We start from the raw sequence: 23973 nt of genomic DNA on the forward strand, positions 1-23973 counted from the left end.
CGACCTCCGCGCGCAGCGCGGGTTCATGGCGCGCCCGTCATTCGCCAGTGATGTGCTTCGCCAGCTCCCGCGCTTCGGCAATGCTGGACAAGCCGCTCAGCATCATTGATTCGCCGAACGGCCCCTGCAACGTCGCCACCATCAGCACGCGGCCATCCACGCTGAGCGCCGCGCGCTGGCCCACCAGGGCCGCGGTGCCATCGTGGATGCGTTGATGTGCCTCCGGCCGATAGCGGATCTGCAGGCCCGGCTGTTTGCCTTCATCCAGCACATAGCGCACATCGGCAATGTCGGCACTGCCGGCAATCGGCGGCTCGCGCAGGGCCAGGGTCTCGCCCTGCCACTGCGCCGGCGCACCCTTGCCCGCCGCATCGACCACACTCAGGCGCACATCCACGCCGGGGCGTGGCGCATGCTCCTTGCCTGCCAACGCACCGGGCGTAGCGCCCGGCATGCATCCGGTCAGGGTCAACGCCATGCCCAGCAACAGGGGAAGCGCAGCCCTCACTTCAGCTTCCGCAGCTTGAACGCCACCAGCACCTGCAACAGCCCGTACAGCAGGCTGCCGATGCCGATCCACAGCGTGGTCACCGCAACGCCCGCATACGGGTTGGCCGCGAACAGCACGCCCAGCACCACCGCCAGCACGCCACTGAGGATCAGCAGCCACTCGCCCTGGATCTGCTTGCGCACGCGGATCGCGAACACGATGCGATAGATGCCGGCCACCAGCAGCCACGCTGCCAGGAACAGCACCAGCACGCTGGCGGTGGCCAGCGGATTGATCACCGCCAGGATGCCGAAACCCAGCGAGGCGATGGCATACAGCGCCAGCCAGCCACGCGAGGCACCGCTGCCGCCGCTGACCAGTGCGAACAGGCTGATGACACCTTCAACGATGGCCATCACACCCAGCGTCCATGCCAATGCCATGGCTGCAGAGAGCGGCCAGCCGATGGCGACGATGCCGAAACCCAGCGCAACCAGCCCATACAGCAGCAGGATCCACCAGCTGCGCCCAACCGCCGACAACAGGGGAGACAAGGGGGAATTCATGGCCACTCCTTCGATCCGGAACCGGGCTCATCCTAGCCCTTGGTGATGAAGAGGGCGATCACGGCGCCCGCGCGCAGACCCATACCCGCACCTCGTCCGCTCCCACCCACCGCAGCGTCTCCGCAACCTCCATCACCGTGCTGCCGGTGGTCATCACATCGTCCACCACTGTCAGTCGCGGCGGCACCGGACCACGTACATCGAACGCATCGAACAGGTTTTCCCTGCGCTGTTCGGCCGTACGCTCAGACTGCGGCGCGGTATGCCGCCGCCGGTACAGCCCCTGCCAGACCGGCATCGGCAGCAGGCGGCACAGTTCTGCGGCCTGGTTGTAGCCGCGCTGGCGCAGGCGGCGCCGGTGCAGCGGTACCGGCACCAGCGGTAGGCATGACCACGGCGGCGGTGCGCGCTGCATCAACTGCGCCAGCAGGCGACCGGCGGCGAGATCCTGATGGAACTTGTAGCGCACCAGCAGCTGGTCGACCGGCGGCAGGTACAACAGGCTGGCATGGGTAGCGGCATGCGGTGGCGCTTCCTCGCGGCAGCTGCCGCAGACGATCAGGGCGTTGTCGGGCAGCGGCAATGCGCAGCGCAGGCAGGCGCGGCCGGCCCACGGCAGCTCGGCAAGGCAGGCGCGGCACAGGTCAAGATCATCGTGGCCCGGGTCGTTGCAGACCAGGCAACGCAGTGGCAGCAGAACGCGAAGCAGCACTGCGGGCCAATCCGCCGGTAGAGGGAGGTAGGCAAGAGGCATACCCCAACCTGCCCGCGCAGCGATGCCGGAACCATCACCGGCAACCACACCGGACGGTCAGGAAAGCGGACGCAGTGCTGTCGGCCGTCTCATCGGGTCAGTCACGCAGGGATGCCCGCCAGGACACCAGGGCGGCGGCGGCGCGCTGGGTCCTGCGCTCATCCGGATTGACGCCCATCTCATTGCGCGCCATGCCGGCAAGGGCCGCACACAGTTCCTGTTCGCCTGCACCGCGCAGCAGCTGGGACTCGATGCGATCTGCGTAGGCGGCGTACTCGCCACGGCAGTCCGGATTGGCCTGGATGCCTATTGGATCCCATACATAGTGCAGGACTTCATCCACCGCTCGGCCCAGTGCACCGCGCCTGCGGTGTGCCGCCTGGCGGACCTCCTTCCAGTGTGGCGTGTTGTGCAGTGCCTCGAACGGCATCGGCACCGGCGACAACAGGTAGGAGATGCCGTCTTCGTCCTGCTTGACATGCCAGACGCCAACACCGACATCCGCCATGTGCTCGGACAGCGGGAAAACGAAGGCGGGCAGCCACAACAGCTCGATGCGGCCATCTCCCTGCCAGCCCAGCGCGGTGAACATCCCGGCTGCGATCTCCCGGTAGGCCTGCGCGGCAGGTTCGCCGACCAGTTGCCCCGGATCCAGCATGAACACCCGGTTGTCGATGTACTCGACCACGCTGCCATGGAACTCGCGCAAGCGCTCGGGCGGGTAATCGATGACCTGTTCAGGGGCGATGGTGTAACTCACTTCGTGAAATCCTTTCCGCTGGAAGGCGAGTGTGGCACGACGGCGGGCATCATCAACACCTCCGCCAGACCACGATAGATCGGCACGCGGCACACCAACCCGGACACGCCGCGCGCGATCAGCACCGTGGCCAGGATCGGCAGCAGCAGATCACCACTGTCGGTCAGCTCCAGCGAGATCACCGCCGAAGTCAGTGGTGCCTGGGTGACGCCGGTCAGATAGGCGCACATGCCCAACAGCACGAACGCACGCGGATCCACACCCGGCATCAGCACCGCGAGGTTGTGCCCAAGGCCGGCACCGACGGCCAGCGCCGGCGAGAACAGGCCACCGGGGATGCCCGCCACGTAGGACGCCAGATTCGCCAGCAGCTTCATCAACCCGAACTCGTGACCGACCATCGCCTGCCCCTGCACCAGACTGCGCGCCTGCTCGTAGCCGGTGCCGAACGCGCCTTCACCGAAGACCAGGGCGAGCAGTACCACCACCAGGCCGCAGCCTGCGGCCAACAGAACCGGATGCCGCTGGCGCAGCTGGCCCAGCCAGCGCGGGCGGCCCGCCGCACTGGCCAGCACCGCACGCGCGAACAGGCCTCCCAGCAAGCCCGCCACCACGCCGCACAGCAGGATCGCCAGCCAGCCCTGGCCCAGCGGCAGCCGCGCGCTTACATGGCCGAAGTAGGTGTAATTGCCCAGCAGTCCGAGCGATACCACGCCGCCGACGATCACCGCGGTCAGCAAGGTGCCTGAGAAACGATGTTCGAAGCGGCCGCTGAGCTCTTCGATGGCGAAGACGATGCCGGCCAGTGGCGTGTTGAACGCCGCCGCGATGCCCGCCGCGCCGCCCGCCAGCAGGAAGTGCGAGAGCTCGCGCGGGTCCTTGAAGCCGAACCAGCGGCCGAACAGGTACATCAGGCTGGCACCCACATGCACCGTCGGGCCCTCGCGCCCGACCGACGCGCCGCCCAGCAGCGACAACGAGGTCAGCAGCAGCTTGCCCGCCGAGACCGCAGGCGAAAGATTGGTCCTGCGGAACGACTCATCCGGCTTGTCCAACGCAGCGATGACCTGCGGAATACCACTGCCCCGCGTGGGTTTCAGCACGCCGGAGGTCAGCCAGGCCAGCAGCGCGAAGATGCCCGGCGTCAGCAGCAGGGCCCACCACGGCGAGTGCGAGGTGATGCGCTGGAACAGGTGAAACGCCGCGTCGCTGGCCTTGGCGAACAGGATGGCCACCAGTGCCACGGCCACGGCGCCGCCCCAGAGCGCGGCACGGCGGCGCCAGGCCTCGCTGAGAACCAGCGCGGTGATGCGGCCGCGGAGGCGATGGAGATCGGTCATGCAGGGCAGTCTGGACGCTGCGGAGGAAGGCGGACAGCGGCCACTGTGGCTGAAGGCCTTGCAGGATGTGGTGAATACGCTCACGCGCCGGGAACCGCATGCTTTGGCAGCGATGGCACGCCGTCCCACATGCGTGAAGGCCGGCCGATTCCTGCCGGGTTCGTCCAACGCGCCTCGTGGAGGTAGCATTGCAGCCGCTGCCCTCTGGGGGGGGGTGCAGCTCCGCCGGCAACGAAAGGCCGCCACCGCTCGTCATCGCGGTAGCGCTTGCCAGCACCTGCGTGCCGACATCTGCGTGAATTGCTTCGTTCTCGACATCCTCAATGACAATGGAGTGTGAGATGAATGCCTACGACCCGCTGGATCACATCATCCATCTTCGTGATGGCACGCTGCAGGAATCAGACCTTCGCCGGATTGTCGGTCGCGCGCTGCAGGCCAGGTCACCTTCCGGAATCGTCATCCATGTACATGGCGGCCGCGTTTCGCAGAAGCGAGGACGGCGCATCGCAGAAGCCCTGCATGGCCCCTATGTGCGGGCACAGGCCTACCCCTTGTTCTTCGTCTGGGAAACGGGTGACATCGAAGCTCCGTTGAACAACCTGGGCGAGATCCTGGGTGCAGTACTCGCCAAACTTCTCTTCAGGAAAGTCCACGACAAGATCCTGGAAAAGCTAGGCGGCGGGCAGGTTCTCACGCCCGGCATGAAGATCCTCAACGCCGCGCCACCCGACGAGGAGAGCCTTTCGTCAGATCTCGCGCAGGAATTCGCTGATGATCCCGAGGTGAACCAAGCCATTGCCGAGGCCCGTGACGATTACAGGGAGGCGACGCTGGCGCCCGCCAACAAGATGCTGGCACATGAACCGCCAGCCGAACACGCGGCCATCGTCAACGAGCGCACGGCAATGGAACTGTTTGGCACTCCGTCACCCAACAAGGCCGTAGCATTGAACTGGATCGCGCTGGCCATCAAGGTGGCCAGACTGGTGATACGCGTATGGCAACGCCAGCACAGTGGCCGGGGCCGGCCAGGTGCCGTCTCCGCCGTGATCGTGGAAGAAGTACTGCGAGAGTTCTATCTCGATGACGTGGGGCGCATCGGCTGGTGGAATCCCATGAAGAAGGATGCACAGGATTCATTCGACGGCCCGGCATCGGGTGGCGTCAGATTCCTTCGCGAGCTGCACAGGCAGTTGCAGTCCGAAGCCTCTGTTCCCCGCATCACGCTCGTCGGCCACAGCGCCGGCAGCATCTTCCTGTGCGAGCTGCTGGACCAGGCAGCGCAGATCCTTCCGGATCTGACGTTCGACCTTATTCTCGAAGCGCCTGCGGTGACGTGTCGTCGGTTCGCGCATGCCATCTCGAAGCACGAGAACCGCATCGGGAGGTTCCGGCAATTGGCGATGAGGGATGCCGACGAAGCCAGCGAGCGTTCACTGTTCTTTCCCGGTTCGCTGCTCTACATCGTGTCCAACATCTTCGAAGATGCCGCCGATGAGCCTCTGCTCGGCATGGAACGCTTCTTCACCCGGGAGAGCGTCTATAGCAACTCTGCGGCGTGGGCAGACATCTCGGCCTGCCAGGCGTTCTTCGCCCGGAAAGGAGAAAGCGCGGTGAGCTGGTGGACCCTTGATGACCTCAATGCCGACCAGCGCGAAGGTTGGGGCCACGGCTACTTCGATGACGGTCCCTTCATCCTCGGCAAGGTGACCGCGTTGATCAGCGAAACACCGCACACGCCTTGATGCCGATCACTTTTCGCGCTCGACGACAGAAGCAGCGCTCCGGGCGGGATCGCCCGGAGTGCAAACACTGTAAACCATGTGAACATTAATATTGTTGACAGCCTGCGCACGCCCACCCACACTGCCGCCCTCGCTCCACTCGTACCCAAGGTCCCGCCATGGCTGCTGCCATCCGCCACGACTGGCAACACGACGAACTGCAGGCGCTGTTCGATCTGCCGTTCCCCGAGCTGCTGTTCCGCGCCGCAGCGGTCCACCGCGAGCATTTCGACCCCTCGCAGGTGCAGGTCTCCACGTTGCTGTCGGTGAAGACCGGCGGCTGCCCGGAAGACTGCGCGTACTGCCCGCAGGCGCAGCGCTACAGCACCGGGGTGAACGCGCAGAAGCTGATGGAGACCGATGCGGTGCTGGCCAAGGCACGCCAGGCCAAGGCCGCCGGTGCGTCGCGCTTCTGCATGGGCGCCGCGTGGCGTTCGCCGAAGGACCGCGACATTCCGAAGGTGGTGGCAATGATCGCCGGGGTGAAGGCACTGGGCCTTGAGACCTGTGCCACGCTGGGCATGCTCAGTGGCGAACAGGCACGTGCGCTGAAGGACGCCGGCCTGGACTACTACAACCACAACCTCGATACCGCGCCGGACTACTACGATTCGATCATCCACACGCGCCAGTACCAGGACCGCCTGGATACGCTGGAGCACGTGCGTGATGCCGGCCTGAAGACCTGCTGCGGCGGCATCGTCGGCATGGGCGAGACGCGCGCGCAGCGCGTCGGTCTGCTGCTGGCGCTGGCCACGCTGCCGGCACATCCCGATTCGGTGCCGATCAACAAGCTGGTGCAGGTGGCGGGTACGCCGCTGCACGGCAGCGCCGAGCTGGACCCGTTCGAGTTCGTGCGCATGATCGCGGTGGCACGTATCGTCATGCCGCGCTCGATGGTGCGGCTGTCGGCCGGTCGCGAGGCGATGAGCGATGAACTGCAGGCGCTGTGCTTCGTCGCTGGTGCCAACTCCATCTTCTACGGCGACAAGCTGCTGACCACCGGCAACCCGGAGAGCGAGCGCGACCTGGCGCTGTTCGCGCGGCTGGGACTGCAGCCGATGGCGGTGCAGGTGGATGCCGAGGGCCACGACCACGGCGGCACCGTGCACGCCGATATCAGCGCCGATACGCCCGGCTGTGGCTGCGCTCACGCGGCCTGAGACGGGATGCAGGCAGGCGTCGCGGCAACGCGCTACCCTAGCCGCCCCGTCGTCGCATTCAGCCACCATGGCCCGCCCCGACCTGACCGCCCGCCTCCACGCCCAACGCGCCCTGCGCGATGCCCAAGGCCGTCGCCGCACGCGGCGCACGGTCACCCGTCGTGATGGCGTACGCCTGGAAGTGGACGGCCAGTGGCTGACCGGCTTCTGCAGCAACGACTACCTGGGCCTGGCCCAGCAGTTCAGCGTGGTCAACGCGTTGCAGGACGCCGCCGCACGCGAAGGCGCTGGCGCCGGTGCCTCGCACCTGGTCTGCGGCCACCACGCCCTGCACGAGGCACTTGAACGCGAAGTGGCCGAGTGGCTGGGCTATCCGCGTGCGCTGCTGTTCGGCAGTGGCTTCGCCGCCAACCTGGCGGTGCAGCAGGCATTGCTGAGCGAAGAGAACGATGTCTGCGTACAGGACAAGCTCAACCACGCCAGCCTGCTCGATGCGACGCGGTTGGCCGGTGCACGCCTGCGCCGCTATCCGCATCTGGATGCGGAAGGCGCGATGCGTCAGCTCAAGCACGCGCCCGATGGCGCGGCGATGCTGGCCACCGATGGTGTCTTCAGCATGGATGGCGACGTCGCACCGCTACGCGCATTGTCGCTTGTGGCACGCCTGCAGCAGGCGCTGTTCTACGTCGATGACGCGCACGGCGTGGGCGTGGTCGGTGATGGCCGTGGTGCCGTGGCCGCCGCCGGGCTGGGCGTGGACGACGTGCCGCTGCAACTGGTCACGCTGGGCAAGGCACTGGGCGGTTCCGGTGCACTGGTGCTGGGCCGTGACGACCTGATCGAGCATCTGGCCGAAACCGCGCGCCCGTACATCTACACCACCGCCGTGCCACCGGCGATGGCCGCTGCGGCGCTTGAAGCAGTGCGCCTGGCGCGCCGCGACCACTGGCGCCGCACCAAACTGACCGACCTGATCGCGCTGTTCCGCAGTGAAGCGCGTCGCCACGGCCTGGACCTGATGGCTTCGGAAACGCCGATCCAGCCGCTGCTATGTGGTGATGACCATACCGCCGTGGCGATGTCCACGGCGCTGGAGCAGGCCGGCTGGCTGGTCGGCGCGATCCGCCCACCGACGGTGCCGGAAGGCAAGGCACGCCTGCGCGTCACCCTGTCCGCGCTGCATACGCCGGAACAGGTGCGTGGCCTGGTGGAGGCCATCGCCAGCGCGCGATCGCGTGACTCTGGCCGTGCGTGAGGCCGCGCCACCGCCGCTGCCTGTCTTTGCCTGAGTTCCGTGTCGTTGCCCATGCATATTGAAGTGACCGGCCGTGGGCCGGACCTGGTTCTGATCCACGGCTGGGCCCTGCAGGGCGGTGTGTTCGCACCACTGGTGCAGCGCCTGGCGGACCAGTTCACCCTGCACCTGGTAGACCTGCCCGGCCATGGCCACAGCCGCGAGGACACCACGCCGCTGCGCCTGCCGTTCGTGGTCAATGCCATTGCTGCGGCCACGCCGCCGGCGGCGTGGTGCGGCTGGTCGCTGGGCGGCCTGTTCGCGCTGCATGCTGCCGCGACACTGCCAAAGGTGCGCGGGCTGGCGATGATCGCGGCCACGCCGCGCTTCGTGCGTGGCGAAGACTGGCCGCACGCGGTGGAACCGGCGGTGTTCGAACAGTTCGGGCGTGAGCTGGCCAGCGACTTCGGTGGCACCCTGGAGCGCTTCCTGGCGCTGGACGTGATGGGCTCGGCACACGCCCGCGAAGAGCTGCGCACGCTGCGCCAGCGCCTGGTCGAGCGCGGTGCGCCCACCGAACGCGCCCTGCTGGAAGGCCTGCGCCTGCTGGAAGGCACCGACCTGCGCGGCGCACTGCCGACGCTGGGTAAACCCAGCCTGTGGATCGCCGGCCAACGCGACCGGCTGGTGTCTCCGGCGGCGATGCAGGCCGCCGCGGCACTGGCCCCGGGCGGGCAGGCGCTGACCATCGCCCACGGCGGCCATGCGCCCTTCCTCGGCCATGCCGACGAGGTCGCCGCCGCCCTGCAACACTTCGTTGCCGGCCTGTCACCGGCCGATGGCGGACAATGAGCGCCTTCCGAATTCCGCAGGATTGACGCATGGATCTGGGTATCAATGGCCGCTGGGCACTGGTCTGCGGCGCAAGCAAGGGGCTGGGCCTGGGCTGCGCGCGTGCGCTGGTGCGTGAAGGCGTCAACGTGGTGATCGTGGCCCGCGGTGAAGCCGCCCTGCAGGCCGCCGCTGAAGAGCTGCGCGCTGGCCGGTGCCGCCGAGGTGCGCGCGATCGCCGCCGACGTCACCACCGAAGCCGGCCGCGTCGCGGCGCTGGCCGCATGCCCGCAGGTGGACATCCTGGTCAACAACGCCGGTGGCCCGCCGCCCGGTGATTTCCGCAATTTCGAGCGCGACGACTGGATCGCCGCGCTGGACGCCAACATGCTGGCGCCGATCGCGCTGATCCGCGCCACCGTCGACGCGATGATCGAGCGCGGCTTCGGCCGTATCGTCAACATCACCTCGTCGGCGGTGAAAGCCCCGATCGATATCCTGGCGCTGTCCAACGGCGCGCGCAGTGGCCTGACCGGTTTCGTCGCCGGCCTGTCGCGCCGCACCGTGGCCCACAACGTCACCATCAACAACCTGCTGCCCGGCCAGTTCGACACCGACCGCCTGCGCGCCAACTTCGCCCACAGTGCGGGCAAGGACGGCGACGCCGACGAAGTGGCCGAACGCCGCCGCCAGCAGATCCCCGCCGGCCGCTTCGGCACACCCGACGAATTCGGCGCCGCCTGCGCCTTCCTGTGCAGTGCACAGGCCGGTTACCTCACCGGGCAGAACCTGCTGATCGACGGCGGCGCCTACCCTGGTACGTTCTAAGAGACTTTCGCAATGCCGTCCCACTTCGATGCCCGCCACGTCCGCCGCGCGTTCGCCCGTGCCGCCAACAGCTACGACGCCGCCGCCGCCCTGCAGCGCGAAGTGCAGTCGCGGCTGATCGAATCGCTGGACTACCTGGAGGCACGCAAGCCCGAGGTGGTGCTGGACATTGGTGCCGGCACCGGCCATGCCAGCGCGTTGATGAAGAAGCGCTGGCCGAAGGCGCAGGTGATCGCGCTGGACGTGGCGCTGCCGATGCTGGACCAGGCCAAGCGCCAGGCCGGCTGGTGGAAGCCGTTCCAGCGCCTGTGCGGTGATGCCGCCGCGCTGCCGCTGGCCGACAACAGCGTGGACGTGATCTTCAGCAACCTGTGCCTGCAGTGGGTGGACGACCTGCCGGCGGTGTTTGCCGGGTTCCGTCGCGTACTCAAGCCGGGCGGCCTGCTGGTGTGTTCCACCTTCGGCCCGGAAACCCTGATCGAACTCAACGAGGCATTCGCCGCCGCCGATGACCGCCCGCACGTGAGCCGCTTCGCGCAGATCGCCCAGTTCGGCGATGCGCTGATGATGGCCGGCTTCCGCGACCCGGTGCTGGACCGCGACCTGTTCACCCTGACCTACGACGATCTGCCGTCACTGATGCGCGAACTGCGTGCGATGGGCGCGACCAATGCACGGGTGGACCGTCGCCACACGCTGACCGGGCGTGGCCGTTTCGCCGCTGCGGCAGCGGCGTATGAACCGATGCGTCGTGCCGACGGCAAGCTGCCCAGCAGCTGGGAAGTGATCTATGCGCACGCCTGGGCACCGGACCCGGGCGCACCGATCCGCGAAGGCGGGCATGACGTGGCCTCGGTGCCGGTGTCGGCAATTCCGATCCGGCGCAAGCAGACCTGATCGTCCGGTAGTGCCAGCCACTGGCTGGCAACCTCGCGATTCCATGGTGGGCATCTGCCGGCCAGCGGCCGGCACTACCGCAATCCACACCGCACGCGAATCGCTCCGGTAGGTGCCAACCTTGGTTGGCACACCCCATCAGATCGCGGTGCCGCCAGCAGTGTGCCGACCAAGGTCGGCACCCACCCAAATGCAGGCTTCCGCCTCAGGTATTGGCCGGCGAACTCAGCGGCGGGCGCACCAGGTCGCGGTGGAAGAAATAGATTTCCTGCACCAGGAAGCGCCAGCTGGTGTGGAAGCTGCGGAAGCGCGTGCTGGGCGTGGACGAGGCCAGCGCATCGATGCCCAGCGCCTTGCTCAGGCGCAGCGCGCGCCATGTGCAGCGGATCGCTGACGATGATCACCCGGTGCAGGTCGCGCTGGTCCATCAGCCGCTTGGCTTCAACCAGGTTCTGCACGGTATTGCGCGAGGCGGTTTCGATCAGGATCGCATCGTCCGGCACGCCATGTTTCAGCGCATAACGCCGCGCCACCTGCGATTCGGAAAAACGCGCACCGGTGCCACCGTAGCCGCCGGTGAAGATCAGCAGCGGCGCGTACTGGGCCTCGTACAGGTCCAGCCCATGCCGGATACGCTCTTCGAACACCGGTGACGGTTTGGCGTCATAGGCGGCCGCACCCAGCACGATGATGGCGTCGGCCTTGGCGGCCTGGTCACGCTCGCCGACCCAGACGATCCAGGCAGTCACGCCCAGCAGCCAGATCACCAGCAGGACAAACAGCCGCCACAGCCAGCCCAGCAGGCCGGTGCGAGGCCGCTGCCGGTCGCGGCTCACGGCGCGCCCCAGCGCAGCGCTGGCAGGTCGACGTTGCCGCCGGACAGCACCAGGCCCACGCGCAGTCCGGCGAAACGTTGCGGCTGCGCCAGCACCGCAGCCAGCACGGTGGCCGAGGACGGCTCGACCACCTGCTTGAGCACCTCCCACAGCAGGCGCATCGCGGCCATCGTCGCCGCGTCATCGACCACGATCACCTCGGCACCGGCCGCGCGCAGCAATTCGAAATTGGGCGCGCCGATCAGGGTACGCAGGCCATCGCAGATCGTGTCCGGGGTGAACGCGTCCTGGCGCTCGCCAGCGACCAGCGAGCGCGCGGTATCGTCGGCACCGGCCGGCTCGGCCAGCACCAGACGGGTCTGCGGGCTGGCGTGCTGCAGCGCCAGCGCAGTGCCGCTGGCGAGGCCGCCGCCGCCCACCGGTACCACCAGCACGTCGAACGGGCCGTCGCTGTGCAGCAGTTCCAGGGCGGCGGTGCCCTGCCCGGCCATCACCGCCGGATTCGTATAGGGATGCACCAGGGTCGCGCCGGTGTCGGCCTGCACCTTGGCGCAGGTGGCCTCACGGTCGGCAATGGTCGGCGGGCAGTGCCAGAGCGTGGCGCCATGGCGCGCAATATTGGCCAGCTTGGCCGCCACCGCACCTTCCGGCACCACCACGTGACAGGGAATGCCCCGGGTACGTGCGGCCAGCGCCAGGGCGGCGCCGTGATTGCCAGATGAGTGGGTGACCACGCCGGCACTGGCGGAATCAGCCTCCAGCGACCACACCGCGTTGCAGGCACCGCGGAACTTGAACGCACCACCACGCTGCAGGTGCTCGGCCTTGAACGCCAGCTGTGCCCCGGCCAGCGCATCGAGCGTGTGCGAGCGCAGCACCGGGGTCACGCTGGCATGCGGGGCGATCCTCGCGGCAGCAAGCAGGACGTCGTCGGCGCGGGGCAACAGTGAATCGCTCATGACGCAAGATTAACGTATGCCCCCGCGCTGGCGACCGGGACACAGGTCATGCCAGCATGCAGCCCTACGCCTCCATTCATCCTGGCCGGCGGAATTAAGGGCCGATTCAACGCTGGCGCCCGAAGCTGACTGCACACCCGTCCTCTGGGGGGACCCACCATGAAAATGCGCCTGATGCTTGCCGGTGGCCTGTTGCTGGCCCTGACCGGCTGCACCACCTACGACTATGTCGGCGGCGGCCGCAGCGGCAGCTACTACCACGGTGCGCCGTCGGTGGAATACCGCTACCCGGCCGGCTATCCCTACAGCTACGGCCCCTACTACGGTGGCTATGGCGGCTACTACGGCGGCTACGGCAACCCGTATTACTCGCGCCCGATCTACCGCCCGCCGCACAACCACCGCCCGCCGCCGCGTCCGGGCAATGGCGGCGAGCACCGTCCGCCGCCGCCGTCGCGTCCGTCGTACAACGGGGGTTCGCCGTGGCGGAACATGGACTCCATGCGCCGCCCGCCGCAATCGAACGCCCAGCCGTCGGCGCCCCCGCCGCAGGCCCGTCCGGCACCGGCACCGAGTGCGCCGAGGATGAACGGTTCCCCCTGGCGCAACATGGATCGTGCGACGCAGCGCACAGTTGAGCGCTGAACCGTCTTGCATTTCACACGGTCTAAGCCGCAATCTACGCGGACAGTGACGGCCCGCGTCACAAAGTGACAAAAACGACACGGGCCGCCGCAAAAAGCTCTACGTCGATATCCGACAGGAACATCTGGATCCCCCCTGTTCCGGCCCTGTCGGATGTCGGCACCTCTGAAAACAGACGGCCCCGCAATGCGGGGCCGTTTGTTTTGTTGGGTCGCCAACCGCCGAGGGCCCCAGCGTCAATAGATCCACGCCATGCGTGGATGGCGCCTTCCCGACAGCCGCAAAAAAACAGGGCCGGACAGTCCCCCGACTGCCGGCCCTCTGCTCCCCCACCGTGCGCCTGTACCGGCCCCTGTTCCAATTCCGGTCACGGGCGCCTACGGCGCCAGCCACGGTGGGTGCTATTGGGTTATCTGCAAAAATCCTGCCAACTTTAGGGCTGATTTCGACGCCGGCCGGCCGGCACCGACGTCCCGGCCCCGAATGGCGCTAAAATCGCCACCCCGGCGCCGCCCCCGGTCCGCGCCCGCCCCCAGCTGAACAGCCCCCCATGAACCCGTCCTTCCATCGTTACGACGTCATCGTCATCGGCGGTGGCCACGCCGGCACCGAAGCCGCGCTGGCCGCGGCCCGCACCGGCGTGCGCACCCTGCTGCTGACCCACAACATCGAGACGGTGGGCGCGATGAGCTGCAACCCGGCCATCGGCGGCATCGGCAAGGGCCACCTGGTCAAGGAAATCGACGCCCTGGGTGGTGCGATGGCGCATGCCGCCGACCGCGCCGGCATCCAGTGGCGCACGCTCAACGCCTCCAAGGGTCCGGCCGTGCGTGCCACCCGCTGCCAGGCCGACCGCAACCTGTACCGCATGGCGATCCGCGCCATCGTCGAAGGCCAGGCCAACCTGACCGTGTTCCAGGCCGCCGTGGACGACCTGGTCATTGAAGGCGACGCCGTGCGCGGGGTCATCACCCAGACCGGCCTGCGTTTCGACGCCGAAGCGGTGGTGCTGACCGCCGGCACCTTCCTGGCCGGCAAGATCCATGTCGGCCCGACCCAGTACGCCGCCGGCCGCATGGGCGACCCGCCGGCCACCACGCTGGCCGCGCGGCTGCGCGAGCGCCCGTTCCAGGTGGACCGCCTGAAGACCGGCACGCCGCCGCGCATCGATGGCCGCTCGCTGGACTACAGCGTGATGGACGAGCAGCCCGGCGATTCGCCGCGGCCGGTGATGTCCTTCCTCGGCTCGGTGGACGAGCATCCGCAGCAGGTCAGCTGCTGGATCACCCACACCACCGAACAGACCCACCAGATCATCCGCGACGCGCTGCACCGTTCGCCGCTGTACAGCGGCCAGATCGAAGGCATCGGCCCGCGCTACTGCCCGTCCATCGAGGACAAGGTGGTGCGCTTCGCCGAGAAGGCCAGCCACCAGATCTTCGTCGAACCCGAAGGCCTGGGCATCGTCGAGATCTATCCCAACGGCATCTCCACCTCGCTGCCGTTCGACGTGCAGCTGGAGATGGTGCGCAGCATCCGTGGCTTCGAGAACGCACACATCACCCGCCCCGGCTACGCGATCGAGTACGACTTCTTCGACCCGCGCGGGCTGACGGCCTCGCTGGAGACCAAGCTGGTCAACGGCCTGTTCTTCGCCGGCCAGATCAACGGCACCACCGGCTATGAAGAAGCCGCCGCGCAGGGCCTGCTGGCCGGCCTCAACGCCGCACGCCAGGTGCGCGGGCTGGACGGCTGGTGCCCGCGTCGCGACGAGGCCTACCTGGGCGTGCTGGTGGATGACCTGATCACCCACGGCACCAACGAGCCGTACCGCATGTTCACCAGCCGCGCCGAGTACCGCCTGCAGCTGCGCGAGGACAATGCCGACCAGCGCCTGACCCCGACCGGCCGCGAAATGGGCCTGGTGGATGATCGCCGCTGGAGCGCGTTCGAGACCAAGCAGGCCGCCGTCGCTGCCGAGCGCGCACGCCTGGGTGCGCTGTGGGCAACCCCGGCCAATGCACTGGGCCGCGAAGTGAACGAGACGCTGGGCGTGGCGGTCAGTCGCGAGACCAACGTACTGGACCTGATCAAGCGCCCCGAGCTGGATTACGCCAAGCTGATGCAGGTGCCCTCGCTGGGCCCGGCGGTGGCCGATGGCAAGGTCGCCGAGCAGGTGGAGATCGGCGTGAAGTACGCCGGCTACCTGGACCGCCAGCGCGAGGAGATCGAGCGCCAGCAGCGGCACGAAGCCACGCCGATCGCTGAAGCCTTCGATTACGCGACGGTGCGCGGGCTGTCGGCCGAAGCGCTGCAGAAGCTGGAGCGCGTACGCCCGCAGACCATCGGCCAGGCACAGCGCATTCCGGGCATGACCCCGGCAGCGATCTCGCTGCTGCTGGTGCACCTGGAGCGCGCACGCCGGGGACGCGTGGCGTAACACGAGCGCGGTGGATGCCGTCCACGCATGGCGTGGATCTACTGCAATGCTGCGCGCGATCCGCTGTTCCGCATACAGCATCGGCTGCAGCTACGAACCGTAGCGGGTAGTGCCGGCCGCTGGCCGGCAATCGCAGAACTCCAGACACGCCCATGAGGTTGCCGGCCAGCGGCCGGCACTACCCTGCGGTGCGGCGCGGCGTGCAGACCACGCAGGTATCATCGTCGTGAACGCCCTGATTTCCGGAGACTTCGATGAACCCGCTGCGCCCCTTCCGCGACAAGATGCCCGTCCTCGGCGAACGCGTGTACATCGATCCGGCCTGCACCATCATCGGCGACGTGGAGCTGGCCGATGACGTGTCGGTATGGCCGGGCACGGTCATCCGCGGCGACGTCAACCATGTGCGTATCGGTGCACGCACCAACGTGCAGGACGGCACCATCATCCACGTCAGCCACCACAGCCCGTACAACAAGGCCGGCTACCCGACCCTGATCGGCGAAGGCGTGACCGTTGGCCACGGCTGCATCATCCATGCCTGCACGATCGGCGATTACAGCCTGATCGGCATGGGCGCCTGCATCCTCGATGGCGCCCGCGTGGAGCGCCATGGCTTCGTCGGCGCCGGTGCGGTGATCGGCCCCGGCAAGGTGGTGGGCGAAGGCGAGCTGTGGGTCGGCAACCCTGCACGACCGGCACGCACGCTCAGTGACAAGGAGATCGAGGCGCTGCATTACTCGGCCGATCACTACGTGCGGCTGAAGGACGAATACCGGGGCTGAGCCCCCGACGCTGCCATGCGGCTCTGCTAAAGTCTTGGCCCGACCAGGACCTGTCGAGACCCCCATGCCTGTGGCTGCCCGCCGGAGAGGACTCCGGCGCCCACAACGAAGGCCATCGCGCTGATGGCCGCACCGATGCTCGATACCTACCGCGAGGTGGTGACGCCGGAGGGTGTGCCGCTGCAGTTGCCTGCCGCCGGCCCGGTACCGCGGGCGATGGCCTGGCTGGTCGATCTTGGCGTGCGCATCGCGGCACTGGTGCTGGTGTCCATTCCGCTGGCACTGCTGGACAAGTTCGGCTCCGGCCTCTACCTGGTGCTGATGTTCCTGGTCTACTGGGCCTACCCGATCGTCTGTGAAGCGTTGTGGGGGCGCACGCTGGGCAAGCGTGCGCTGGGGCTGCGCGTGCTGTCCCGCGATGGCGCGCCGGTAGGCTGGATGGCGGCGATCACCCGCAACCTGCTACGCACGGTGGACATGCTGCCGTTCGGCTATGCGCTGGGCCTGATCAGCAGCCTGTTCGATCCGCATGGCCGCCGCCTTGGCGACCTGGTGGCGGGCACCGTGGTGGTGCACGCACCCGCGCTGTACCTGCCACCGCCGCCGACCATCGACAGCGTGCTGGCCCCGCCGCAGCCCCTGCGACCAGAGGAACAGGCTGCGTTGATGGCCTTCGCCGAGCGCGCGCCACGATTGTCGGCGGCGCGCCAGCAGGAGCTGGCCGGTATTGCCGAGCCACTGACCGGCACCCATGGCCAGGTCGGCGTGCTGCGCCTGTATGCGATGGCCAACTGGCTGCTGGGGCGGCGATGAAGCAGGAACAGTTCGTCGCCCGCTACCAGCAGGAATGGCAGGACCTGGAGCAGTGGCTGCTGCGGCGTGCCGGTGCCTCACGCCGCACGCGCCGCAAGGCCAGCGGCCTGGCACTGGACGACACCACCTTCCCGCAGCGCTACCGGCGGCTGTGCCAGCAACTGGCGCTGGCCCGCGAACGCGGCTACAGCCCGCAGCTGGTGCAGCGCCTGCAGCAGCTCATGCAGCAGGGCCACAGCGTGCTGTACCGCACGCCGCCGACGCGCTGGCGGGGTGCCCTGGAGTTCCTGGTGGCCGATTTCCCGCTGCTGGTGCGCAGCCAGGCGCGCAGCATGTGGGTGGCGCTGGCGATGTTCGCGCTGCCGGCGGTGGCCTGCTTCGTGCTGGTGCAGGTCTATCCGGACCTGATCCACATGCTGATGGACAACCGCCAGATCGCCGAGATGGAGCGCATGTACGATCCCGCCGCCGAGCGCCTGGGGCGTGACAGCGGCACCGACTGGATGATGTTCGGCCACTACATCATGAACAACATCAGCATCGCCCTGCGCACCTTCGCCAGCGGGCTGCTGGCTGGGCTGGGCACGCTGCTGGTGCTGTTGTTCAACGGCGTGATCATCGGTTCGGTGGCCGGTCACCTGCAGCACATCGGCCATGGCGACCCGTTCTGGCGCTTCGTGGTCGGCCACGGTGCCTTCGAGCTGACCGCGATCGTGATCGCCGGCGGTGCCGGTCTGCAGCTGGGCATGAAGCTGCTGGCACCAGGCCGGCGCAGCCGCCTGGATGCACTGGTCGAAGGCGGCCGCATCGGCGCACGGCTGTGCCTCGGCGTCGCCTTCATGCTGCTGGTGGCCGCCTTCATCGAAGCCTTCTGGTCCTCGCTTGCCGAAGTACCGGCGTGGGGCAAGTTCAGCGTGGCCGGTGTGTTGTGGGCCGGCGTGCTGCTGTGGCTGTGGCGCGGCGGACGTGGGGGCGGCCATGCGCATTGACCGCCTGGACGTGGCGCTGCGCGCCCGCAGTGGCTGGGAAGCGATGGAGCTGGGCACCGCCCTGTCCCGCCGTCACGCGCGTGCGCTGTGGGGCAGCTGGCTGCTGGCCAGTGCACCGCTGTTCGTGATCTTCAACGCGCTGGGCTGGTGGCTGGATGCCTTCGGCTGGGCCTGGCTGGCGATGTGGTGGTGCAAGCCGCTGTTCGAACGCGCGCCGCTGTACGTGCTGTCGCGCGGCATTTTCGGTGAGCCGGTCGGCACGCTGGCCGCGCTGCGCGCGCAGCGCCACTGGGGCAACACCGGTTTCTGGGGCTACCTGGGCTGGCGCCGCTTCAGCGTGCTGCGCAGCCTGTGCCTGCCGGTGAACCTGCTGGAAGGCAACACACCGGGGCAGCGCGGCCCACGCCGTCGAGCGGTGGCAGCCGGCGCAGCGGGCGCGGCACTGGTACTGACGGTGACCTGCCTGGCGTTCGAAGCCGTGTTGGTATCCGGCGCGATCGGTGCGGTGTTCATGTTCATGCCACTGGAGCTGATGTCCGAATCGTGGCGTGCGGCGTGGGACATGATTGGCAAGGACACGCCGGCATGGGCACGGCTGGGCTTCAACCTGGCGTGCTGGCTGGCCTCGGTGCTGATCGGCCCGTTCTTCGTCGGTGCGGGCTTTGGCCTGTACCTGAACCGTCGAACGCAGATGGAAGCCTGGGACGTCGAAATCGCCCTGCGCCGCCTGCGCGAGCGGCTGCTGCCGGCAGCATCGACGCTGGCGCTGCTGCTGTGGCTGGCACTGCCGCTGGTGTCCGCACCGGTGCATGCGCAGGACGCGCAGACGGTCGCGGAGCAGGCAGGCGATGCCGAAGAGGACGAAGACAGTGCGGAAGAACCGGCCACCGCGGCCAACGACCCCGCCAATACGCCGGCAATGATCTTCGGTACAGCGCCGGTGGACACCGCCGGTTTCCGTCAGGCAGTGAACCGCGCCTATGAAGACCCGCTGCAGCGCCCGACCCGCCAGGTCACCCGCTGGAAGCCGATCGAGCAGGCCGAGGAAAAAAAGAAGGAAGACAAGCAGCTGCAGCGTGACACCAACAGCAAAGGTGAACGCAAGGCGCGCAAGGACGGCATCGCCTGGCTGGCACGGCTGGCCGAATGGGGCCTGTGGGGCCTGCTCGGCATCCTGCTGCTGGTGCTGCTGCTGACCGCGCGGCTGTGGCTGCCATGGCTGCGTGGCAGTGGCCGGCGCAAGGCCGACGCTGCACCGAAGGTGCTGGAGGAGCAGGTGGAGTTGCCGGTGGTGCTGCCGCCGGACGTGGCCACCCAGGCCGGCCTGCTCTGGGACCAGGGCCGGCCGCGGCAGGCGCTGGCCCTGCTGTACCGCGCCAGCGTGCGCACGGTGGGCGAGCGCAGCGGTATCGCGCTTCCACCCGGTGCCACCGAAGCGCAATGCCTGCGCGCATCGCGACGCATGCCCCAGGCCAGCGACCGTGACCTGTTCGCGCGCATCGTGCGCATGTGGCAGTACGCTGCCTACGGTGGCCGCCTGCCCAGCCGCGCCGATTTCGATGCGTTGGCCGATACCCTGCGCCAGCAGTACGGGTGGCAGGCATGAGTCCGCGCCTGTTCTGGTCGCTGCTGCTCGGTGCATTGGTGCTGTTCGGCGTACCGCTGACCATCCTCTACCTGCGCACGCACGAACGGGTGACCGAGACGATCCGGCTGCCGCCACAGGGCGAAGCCGCCTACAACCCGCTGTACGTACTCGGCCAGGCCCTGCGCGCCGATGGCATTGACGTGCACTCGCGGCCACGGCTGGAACTGCAGCAGATGGCACTGGGGCCGAACGATACGGTGGTGCTGCTGCAGGACAGCAGCGAACTGCCGCCGCCCGTTGCCAGCGCGCTGCTGGACTGGGTCGACGGTGGCGGCCACCTGCTGGTACGTACACCGCCGCCGGCCGAGGACGATGCCGGCAGCACGCAGGGCCCCTTGCTGGACCGGCTGGGCGTGGACAGCCTGTTCCAGCGCAGCGACTGCCAGCCATTCCATGTCGACGACGATCCTGGCCACGTTGAATTCTGTGGTGGCCGCCGCTTCACCCTGGGTTTTGCCGCCAGTGCGCAGGCCGAACGTCGCTGGGGCACGGATCGCGACCTGGTGTTCGCGCGCCTGCGCCATGGCCAGGGCAAGGTGAGCGTGCTGGCCGACATGGAGTTCATGCGCAGCGAGGTGGACTCACCGGCGGCGCGCCTGGCCTCCGCAGGGGGCAAGGCCAGCGACGGCCTGCACGACGCGTCGCATCGCGACCTGACCCGCTATCTGCTTGATCCGAACTACGGCAAGGGTGCGGTCTGGCTGGTCTATGCCAGCCGCCCGCCGTCGCTGTGGTCGCGCATGTTCTATCAGGGTTGGCCGCTGTGGGCACCGTTGCTGCTGGCCCTGCTGGGTTGGCTGTGGGGCCGCTCGCAGCGCTTCGGCAGCCTGCTGCCGTCGCCGGTTCTGGAACGCCGTTCGCTGCTGGAGCACGTGCGCGCCAGTGGCGAACTGCTGCTGCGTTTCGGCCACGGCGCGCCTGTACGAGGCCGTACTCGCCCTGTTCCTGCACCGCCTGCGCCTGCGCGCACCGGTTGCCGCCGCACTCGATGGCGCGCCGCGCGATCAGGCCATCGCCGAGCTGCTGAAGTGGCCGCAAGGCCGCGTTGCCAGCGCCTCACGCCCCCTCCGCCGCACGATTCCTCCGCCCTGCGCGAGCGCATCCGCTTGCTGCTCCAGATGAGATCCCTGCTATGACCGAAGTCCCCGAGCTGCCGGCGGCCGCCAACGCCCGCCTGATCGAACGCGTCGATGCCATCCGCGATGCCGTCGGCCACGCCTTCATCGGCCAGGCCGATGTGCTGGACCAGATCCTGGTGGCGCTGCTTGCCGGTGGTCACGTGCTGATCGAGGGCGTGCCCGGGCTGGGCAAGACCCTGCTGGTGCGCGCACTGGCACAGGCCCTGGAGCTGGATTACGGGCGTGTACAGTTCACCCCCGACCTGATGCCCAGCGACGTCAGTGGCCACGCGGTGTACGACCCGAAGAGCGAGAGCTTCAAGATCCGCCGCGGCCCGGTGTTCACCAACCTGCTGCTGGCCGACGAGATCAACCGTGCACCCGCCAAGACCCAGTCGGCGCTGCTGGAAGTGATGCAGGAAGGCCAGGTGACCATCGAAGGCAAGGCCTTCACCCTGGCGCCGCCGTTCATGGCGCTGGCCACGCAGAACCCGCTGGAGCAGGAAGGCACCTACCCGCTGCCGGAAGCACAGCTGGACCGCTTCCTGCTGAAGGTGCTGATCGACTACCCGCAGCTGGAGGACGAGAAGCGCATGGTGACCGCGATCACCAGCGGCCGCGCCGCCAGCGATTTCGACCTGAGCCAGGTGCCACGCGTGCTCGGTGCTGGTGAGCTGCTGGAACTGCAGCGCGCCACTGCGGCGATCACCGTCGACGACGAAGTGATCGACTACGCGGTGCGGATTGTGGCGGCCACAAGGCAGTGGCCGGGTATCGCGGTCGGCGCTGGCCCGCGTGGCAGCATCGCGCTGGTGCGTGCCTCGCGCGCGCAGGCGGTGCTGGCCGGTCGTGATTTCGTCACTCCGGATGATGTGCGCGACATCGCACGCCCGGCGCTGCGCCACCGCATCGCGCTGGCCCCGGAACTGCAGATCGAAGGCCAGGACGCCGACGACGTGCTGGGCGCGCTGCTGGCCAAGGTGGAAGCGCCGCGCCGATGAGGCCGGCCCCGCTGCTGCTGGCACTACTGCTGGCCTGGACTGCCCTGGGCGGTCTGGTGCTGGGCGGTCTGCTGCCGCGCTGGAGCTGGGCGCTGGCGGCGCTGGCGATTGCCGTGCCGGCGCTGATGGATCTGTGGCGCCAGTGGCGGCGTCCGTCGCCGCAGGTGCAGCGCGAACTGCCCGAAGCACTGGCACTGGGCGTGCGCCGCGAGGCTGCACTGCGGCTGCAAGCGGACGCACCGATGACGGTGCAGGTGTTCGACCTGGTGCCCGGCGGCTGGCCACTGGAATCGCTGCCGCAGCGCGTGCGCCTGCAGGCGGGCAGTGCTTCCACCCTCCACTATCACCTGCAGCCGCTGCAGCGTGGGCATTTCCGCTTCGAAGGCGTGCATCTGCGCATGCGTTCGCCGTGGCGGCTGTGGTGGCAGCAACGCACGCTGCCGCCCGCACTGGACGTGCGGGTCTATCCGAACTTCGTGCCGCTCACCCGCTTTGCCCTGTTCAGTGCCGACCAGGCCTCGCGGCTGGTCGGTGCACACGTGAAGCGCCGCCGCGGCGAAGGCACCGACTTCCACCAGATGCGCGAGTACCGCATCGGCGACAGCCTGCGCCAGCTCGACTGGAAGGCCACCGCGCGTGCGCGCAAGCTGATCTCGCGCGAATACCAGGACGAGAAGAACCAGCAGCTGCTGCTGATGCTCGACAGCGGTCGGCGCATGCTGGCCAGCGAAGGCGGGCTCTCGCACTTCGACCATGCCTTGAACGCCTCGCTGGTGGTGGCTTACCTGGCGTTGCGCCAGGGCGACGCCGCCGGCCTGTTCGCCACCGGTGGCGAGCGCCGTTGGGTGGCGCCGCAGCGCGGCATGGGCACCGTCGAGCACCTGCTGCGCGCCAGCTACGACCTGCAGCCACGCGCGGTGGCCACCGATTATCTGGCCGCCGCCACCGAAGTGTCGCTGCGCCAGCGCCGGCGTGCGCTGGTGATGCTGGTCAGCAATGTGCGCGACGAGGATATCGAGGACCTGCTGGCGGCGGTGCGCCTGCTGCAGCAGCGCCATCTGGTATGCGTGGCCAGCCTGCGCGAACGCGAACTGGACGCTGCGCTGGAAGGTGACGTGCAAACCCTGGAAGACGCGACCCAAGCCGGTGCCGCTGCGCTGTACCTGCAGCAGCGCGAAGGCGCATGAGGCACTGCGCAGCGAGAAGGTGATGGTGCTGGACGTGACCGCCGATGCCCTGCCCGGTGCGCTGGTGGAACGCTACCTGGCGGTGAAGCGCGAAGGGCTGCTCTGATACCAGCGATCGATCTGGTGGGAGCCAACAACGGTTGCCGGCCAGCGGCCGGCACTACCCCTGCAACAACCGACGCACCGCTCTGGTAGGTGCCAACCTTGGTTGGCACGAAACCCACGGCGCCGACCAAGGTCGGCATCTACCAACGGCGATTGCCGGCCAGCGGCCGGCATTACCCCTGCAACAACCGACGCACCGCTCTGGTAGGTGCCAACCTTGGTTGGCACGAACCCACAGCGCCGACCAAGGTCGGCATCTACCAACGGCGATTGCCGGCCAGCGGCCGGCACTCCCCTGCTGCAACAACCAACGCACCGCTCTGGTAGGTGCCAACCTTCGTTGGCACGAACCCACAGCGCCGACCAAGGTCGGCATCTACCCACGGCGGTTGCCGGCCAGCGGCCGGCACTACCCCTGCAACAACCGACGCATCGCTCTGGTAGGTGCCAACCTTGGTTGGCACGGAATCAACGGCGCCGACCAAGGTCGGCATCTACCCACGGCGATTGCCGGCCAGCGGCCGGCACTACCCCTGCAACAACCGACGCATCGCTCTGGTAGGTGCCAACCTTGGTTGGCACGGAATCAACGGCGCCGACCAAGGTCGGCATCTACCAACGGCGGTTGCTGGCCAGTGGCCGGCACTACCCCTGCAACAACCGCCGCACCGCTCTGGTGGGTGCCAACCTTGGTTGGCACGGAATCAACAGCGCCGACCAAGGTCGGCATCTACCTACAGCGGTTGTTCTACGACCGGCGTCGGTTGCCCACGCCGGCCCGGGGGCGCCGTACCGTC

Annotated in this window: 19 protein-coding genes and 4 pseudogenes; 16 read left to right on the plus strand and 7 right to left on the minus strand. The window is 68.2% G+C overall.

All coding sequences use genetic code 11. The features are described 5' to 3' along the window. Nucleotides 1-37 precede the first annotated feature (37 nt). The 5 genes from ACZK2V_RS21980 to ACZK2V_RS22000 form a co-directional block, all read right to left on the minus strand. A complete protein-coding gene (locus tag ACZK2V_RS21980; protein ID WP_071228530.1) occupies nt 38-508 on the minus strand; it encodes a SecDF P1 head subdomain-containing protein in 471 nt (156 codons plus the stop codon). Beyond that, on the minus strand, nt 505-1056 hold the full coding sequence (locus ACZK2V_RS21985) for an HdeD family acid-resistance protein (RefSeq protein ID WP_049461697.1): 552 nt from the start codon (nt 1054-1056) through the stop codon (nt 505-507). Before ACZK2V_RS21985 ends, ACZK2V_RS21980 begins: the two co-directional genes overlap by 4 nt. A 58-nt stretch (nt 1057-1114) precedes the next feature. Further along, nucleotides 1115-1810 (minus strand): ComFC family protein, encoded by a 696-nt coding sequence (locus tag ACZK2V_RS21990; protein ID WP_071228531.1) that lies wholly within the window; start codon nt 1808-1810, stop codon nt 1115-1117. A 97-nt stretch (nt 1811-1907) separates the two neighbouring features. Continuing rightward, a complete protein-coding gene (locus tag ACZK2V_RS21995; RefSeq protein ID WP_071228532.1) occupies nt 1908-2570 on the minus strand; it encodes a hypothetical protein in 663 nt (220 codons plus the stop codon). Further along, nucleotides 2567-3910: a chloride channel protein gene (locus ACZK2V_RS22000; RefSeq protein WP_049422586.1), complete on the minus strand. Its 1344-nt coding sequence runs from the start codon at nt 3908-3910 to the stop codon at nt 2567-2569. Before ACZK2V_RS22000 ends, ACZK2V_RS21995 begins: the two co-directional genes overlap by 4 nt. On the opposite strand from ACZK2V_RS22000, the gene ACZK2V_RS22005 reads away from it, so the two are divergent. From ACZK2V_RS22005 to bioC, 7 genes and pseudogenes are all read left to right on the plus strand, one after another. Continuing rightward, nucleotides 3909-4250, plus strand: coding sequence for a hypothetical protein (locus ACZK2V_RS22005; protein ID WP_143048224.1), 342 nt, complete (start codon nt 3909-3911; stop codon nt 4248-4250). The two genes, ACZK2V_RS22000 and ACZK2V_RS22005, sit on opposite strands and share 2 nt — an antisense overlap. Before the next feature lies 1 nt (nt 4251). Further along, a complete protein-coding gene (locus ACZK2V_RS22010) occupies nt 4252-5658 on the plus strand; it encodes a hypothetical protein (protein ID WP_486322809.1) in 1407 nt (468 codons plus the stop codon). A 158-nt stretch (nt 5659-5816) separates the two neighbouring features. Beyond that, entirely contained in the window at nt 5817-6860 is a 1044-nt protein-coding gene (gene bioB, locus ACZK2V_RS22015; RefSeq protein ID WP_107431786.1) for a biotin synthase BioB, read from the plus strand. Between the two features lie 67 nt (nt 6861-6927). Next, complete coding sequence (gene bioF / locus ACZK2V_RS22020) at nt 6928-8115, plus strand: 8-amino-7-oxononanoate synthase (RefSeq protein ID WP_486322810.1); 1188 nt, start codon at nt 6928-6930, stop codon at nt 8113-8115. 51 nt (nt 8116-8166) lie between these two features. Next, nucleotides 8167-8946 (plus strand): pimeloyl-ACP methyl ester esterase BioH, encoded by a 780-nt coding sequence (bioH, locus tag ACZK2V_RS22025; protein WP_107431784.1) that lies wholly within the window; start codon nt 8167-8169, stop codon nt 8944-8946. Between the two features lie 29 nt (nt 8947-8975). After that, nucleotides 8976-9753: pseudogene (locus tag ACZK2V_RS22030) on the plus strand (SDR family oxidoreductase). A gap of 12 nt (nt 9754-9765) precedes the next feature. Further along, the gene (gene bioC / locus ACZK2V_RS22035) at nt 9766-10650 is read left to right on the plus strand and encodes a malonyl-ACP O-methyltransferase BioC (protein ID WP_049400863.1); all 885 of its coding nucleotides are present in this window, start codon (nt 9766-9768) and stop codon (nt 10648-10650) included. A 205-nt stretch (nt 10651-10855) separates the two neighbouring features. Here the strand turns inward: bioC and ACZK2V_RS22040 are convergent. Together ACZK2V_RS22040 and ACZK2V_RS22045 are read right to left on the minus strand one after the other, a co-directional pair. Then, nucleotides 10856-11498: pseudogene (locus tag ACZK2V_RS22040) on the minus strand (YdcF family protein). Beyond that, complete coding sequence (locus ACZK2V_RS22045) at nt 11483-12445, minus strand: pyridoxal-phosphate dependent enzyme (protein WP_189720204.1); 963 nt, start codon at nt 12443-12445, stop codon at nt 11483-11485. Before ACZK2V_RS22045 ends, ACZK2V_RS22040 begins: the two are co-directional and overlap by 16 nt. A gap of 159 nt (nt 12446-12604) precedes the next feature. Here ACZK2V_RS22045 and ACZK2V_RS22050 point away from each other — a divergent pair, with 159 nt between their 5' ends. From ACZK2V_RS22050 to ACZK2V_RS22090, 9 genes and pseudogenes are all read left to right on the plus strand, one after another. After that, nucleotides 12605-13090, plus strand: a complete 486-nt coding sequence (locus tag ACZK2V_RS22050) for a hypothetical protein (protein WP_486322811.1) — start codon at nt 12605-12607, stop codon at nt 13088-13090. A 550-nt stretch (nt 13091-13640) separates the two neighbouring features. Next, nucleotides 13641-15530 (plus strand): tRNA uridine-5-carboxymethylaminomethyl(34) synthesis enzyme MnmG, encoded by a 1890-nt coding sequence (gene mnmG, locus ACZK2V_RS22055; protein WP_486322812.1) that lies wholly within the window; start codon nt 13641-13643, stop codon nt 15528-15530. Nucleotides 15531-15784: 254 nt separating this feature from the next. Beyond that, nucleotides 15785-16315: a gamma carbonic anhydrase family protein gene (locus tag ACZK2V_RS22060; RefSeq protein WP_032129113.1), complete on the plus strand. Its 531-nt coding sequence runs from the start codon at nt 15785-15787 to the stop codon at nt 16313-16315. Nucleotides 16316-16438: 123 nt separating this feature from the next. Continuing rightward, nucleotides 16439-17128 (plus strand): RDD family protein, encoded by a 690-nt coding sequence (locus ACZK2V_RS22065; RefSeq protein WP_049400866.1) that lies wholly within the window; start codon nt 16439-16441, stop codon nt 17126-17128. Beyond that, on the plus strand, nt 17125-18117 hold the full coding sequence (locus ACZK2V_RS22070) for a stage II sporulation protein M (RefSeq protein WP_458075327.1): 993 nt from the start codon (nt 17125-17127) through the stop codon (nt 18115-18117). The genes ACZK2V_RS22065 and ACZK2V_RS22070 overlap by 4 nt, the downstream gene beginning before the upstream one ends. Continuing rightward, nucleotides 18107-19723: a DUF4129 domain-containing protein gene (locus ACZK2V_RS22075; protein ID WP_329914470.1), complete on the plus strand. Its 1617-nt coding sequence runs from the start codon at nt 18107-18109 to the stop codon at nt 19721-19723. The genes ACZK2V_RS22070 and ACZK2V_RS22075 overlap by 11 nt, the downstream gene beginning before the upstream one ends. After that, nucleotides 19720-20901: pseudogene (locus tag ACZK2V_RS22080) on the plus strand (DUF4350 domain-containing protein). The gene ACZK2V_RS22075 and the pseudogene ACZK2V_RS22080 overlap by 4 nt, the downstream one beginning before the upstream one ends. Continuing rightward, nucleotides 20898-21884, plus strand: coding sequence for an AAA family ATPase (locus tag ACZK2V_RS22085; protein ID WP_005411535.1), 987 nt, complete (start codon nt 20898-20900; stop codon nt 21882-21884). The pseudogene ACZK2V_RS22080 and the gene ACZK2V_RS22085 overlap by 4 nt, the downstream one beginning before the upstream one ends. Beyond that, nucleotides 21881-23177, plus strand: a pseudogene (locus tag ACZK2V_RS22090) (DUF58 domain-containing protein). The gene ACZK2V_RS22085 and the pseudogene ACZK2V_RS22090 overlap by 4 nt, the downstream one beginning before the upstream one ends. Nucleotides 23178-23973: the final 796 nt, after the last annotated feature.

It is taken from the genome of Stenotrophomonas sp. 93052_Sma (assembly GCF_056481145.1).

Bases quoted from the DNA above. Each gene is read 5' to 3' on its own strand.
- bioB (WP_107431786.1), top strand. From the start codon at position 5,817: ATGGCTGCTGCCATCCGCCACGACTGGCAACACGACGAACTGCAGGCG.
- ACZK2V_RS22000 (WP_049422586.1), bottom strand. From the start codon at position 3,910: ATGACCGATCTCCATCGCCTCCGCGGCCGCATCACCGCGCTGGTTCTC.
- ACZK2V_RS22075 (WP_329914470.1), top strand. From the start codon at position 18,107: ATGCGCATTGACCGCCTGGACGTGGCGCTGCGCGCCCGCAGTGGCTGG.
- ACZK2V_RS22010 (WP_486322809.1), top strand. From the start codon at position 4,252: ATGAATGCCTACGACCCGCTGGATCACATCATCCATCTTCGTGATGGC.
- bioC (WP_049400863.1), top strand. From the start codon at position 9,766: ATGCCGTCCCACTTCGATGCCCGCCACGTCCGCCGCGCGTTCGCCCGT.
- ACZK2V_RS21985 (WP_049461697.1), bottom strand. From the start codon at position 1,056: ATGAATTCCCCCTTGTCTCCCCTGTTGTCGGCGGTTGGGCGCAGCTGG.
- ACZK2V_RS22085 (WP_005411535.1), top strand. From the start codon at position 20,898: ATGACCGAAGTCCCCGAGCTGCCGGCGGCCGCCAACGCCCGCCTGATC.
- ACZK2V_RS22070 (WP_458075327.1), top strand. From the start codon at position 17,125: ATGAAGCAGGAACAGTTCGTCGCCCGCTACCAGCAGGAATGGCAGGAC.
- ACZK2V_RS21990 (WP_071228531.1), bottom strand. From the start codon at position 1,810: ATGCCTCTTGCCTACCTCCCTCTACCGGCGGATTGGCCCGCAGTGCTG.
- bioH (WP_107431784.1), top strand. From the start codon at position 8,167: ATGCATATTGAAGTGACCGGCCGTGGGCCGGACCTGGTTCTGATCCAC.
- bioF (WP_486322810.1), top strand. From the start codon at position 6,928: ATGGCCCGCCCCGACCTGACCGCCCGCCTCCACGCCCAACGCGCCCTG.
- ACZK2V_RS22045 (WP_189720204.1), bottom strand. From the start codon at position 12,445: ATGAGCGATTCACTGTTGCCCCGCGCCGACGACGTCCTGCTTGCTGCC.
- mnmG (WP_486322812.1), top strand. From the start codon at position 13,641: ATGAACCCGTCCTTCCATCGTTACGACGTCATCGTCATCGGCGGTGGC.
- ACZK2V_RS22005 (WP_143048224.1), top strand. From the start codon at position 3,909: ATGCAGGGCAGTCTGGACGCTGCGGAGGAAGGCGGACAGCGGCCACTG.
- ACZK2V_RS22050 (WP_486322811.1), top strand. From the start codon at position 12,605: ATGAAAATGCGCCTGATGCTTGCCGGTGGCCTGTTGCTGGCCCTGACC.
- ACZK2V_RS22065 (WP_049400866.1), top strand. From the start codon at position 16,439: ATGGCCGCACCGATGCTCGATACCTACCGCGAGGTGGTGACGCCGGAG.
- ACZK2V_RS22060 (WP_032129113.1), top strand. From the start codon at position 15,785: ATGAACCCGCTGCGCCCCTTCCGCGACAAGATGCCCGTCCTCGGCGAA.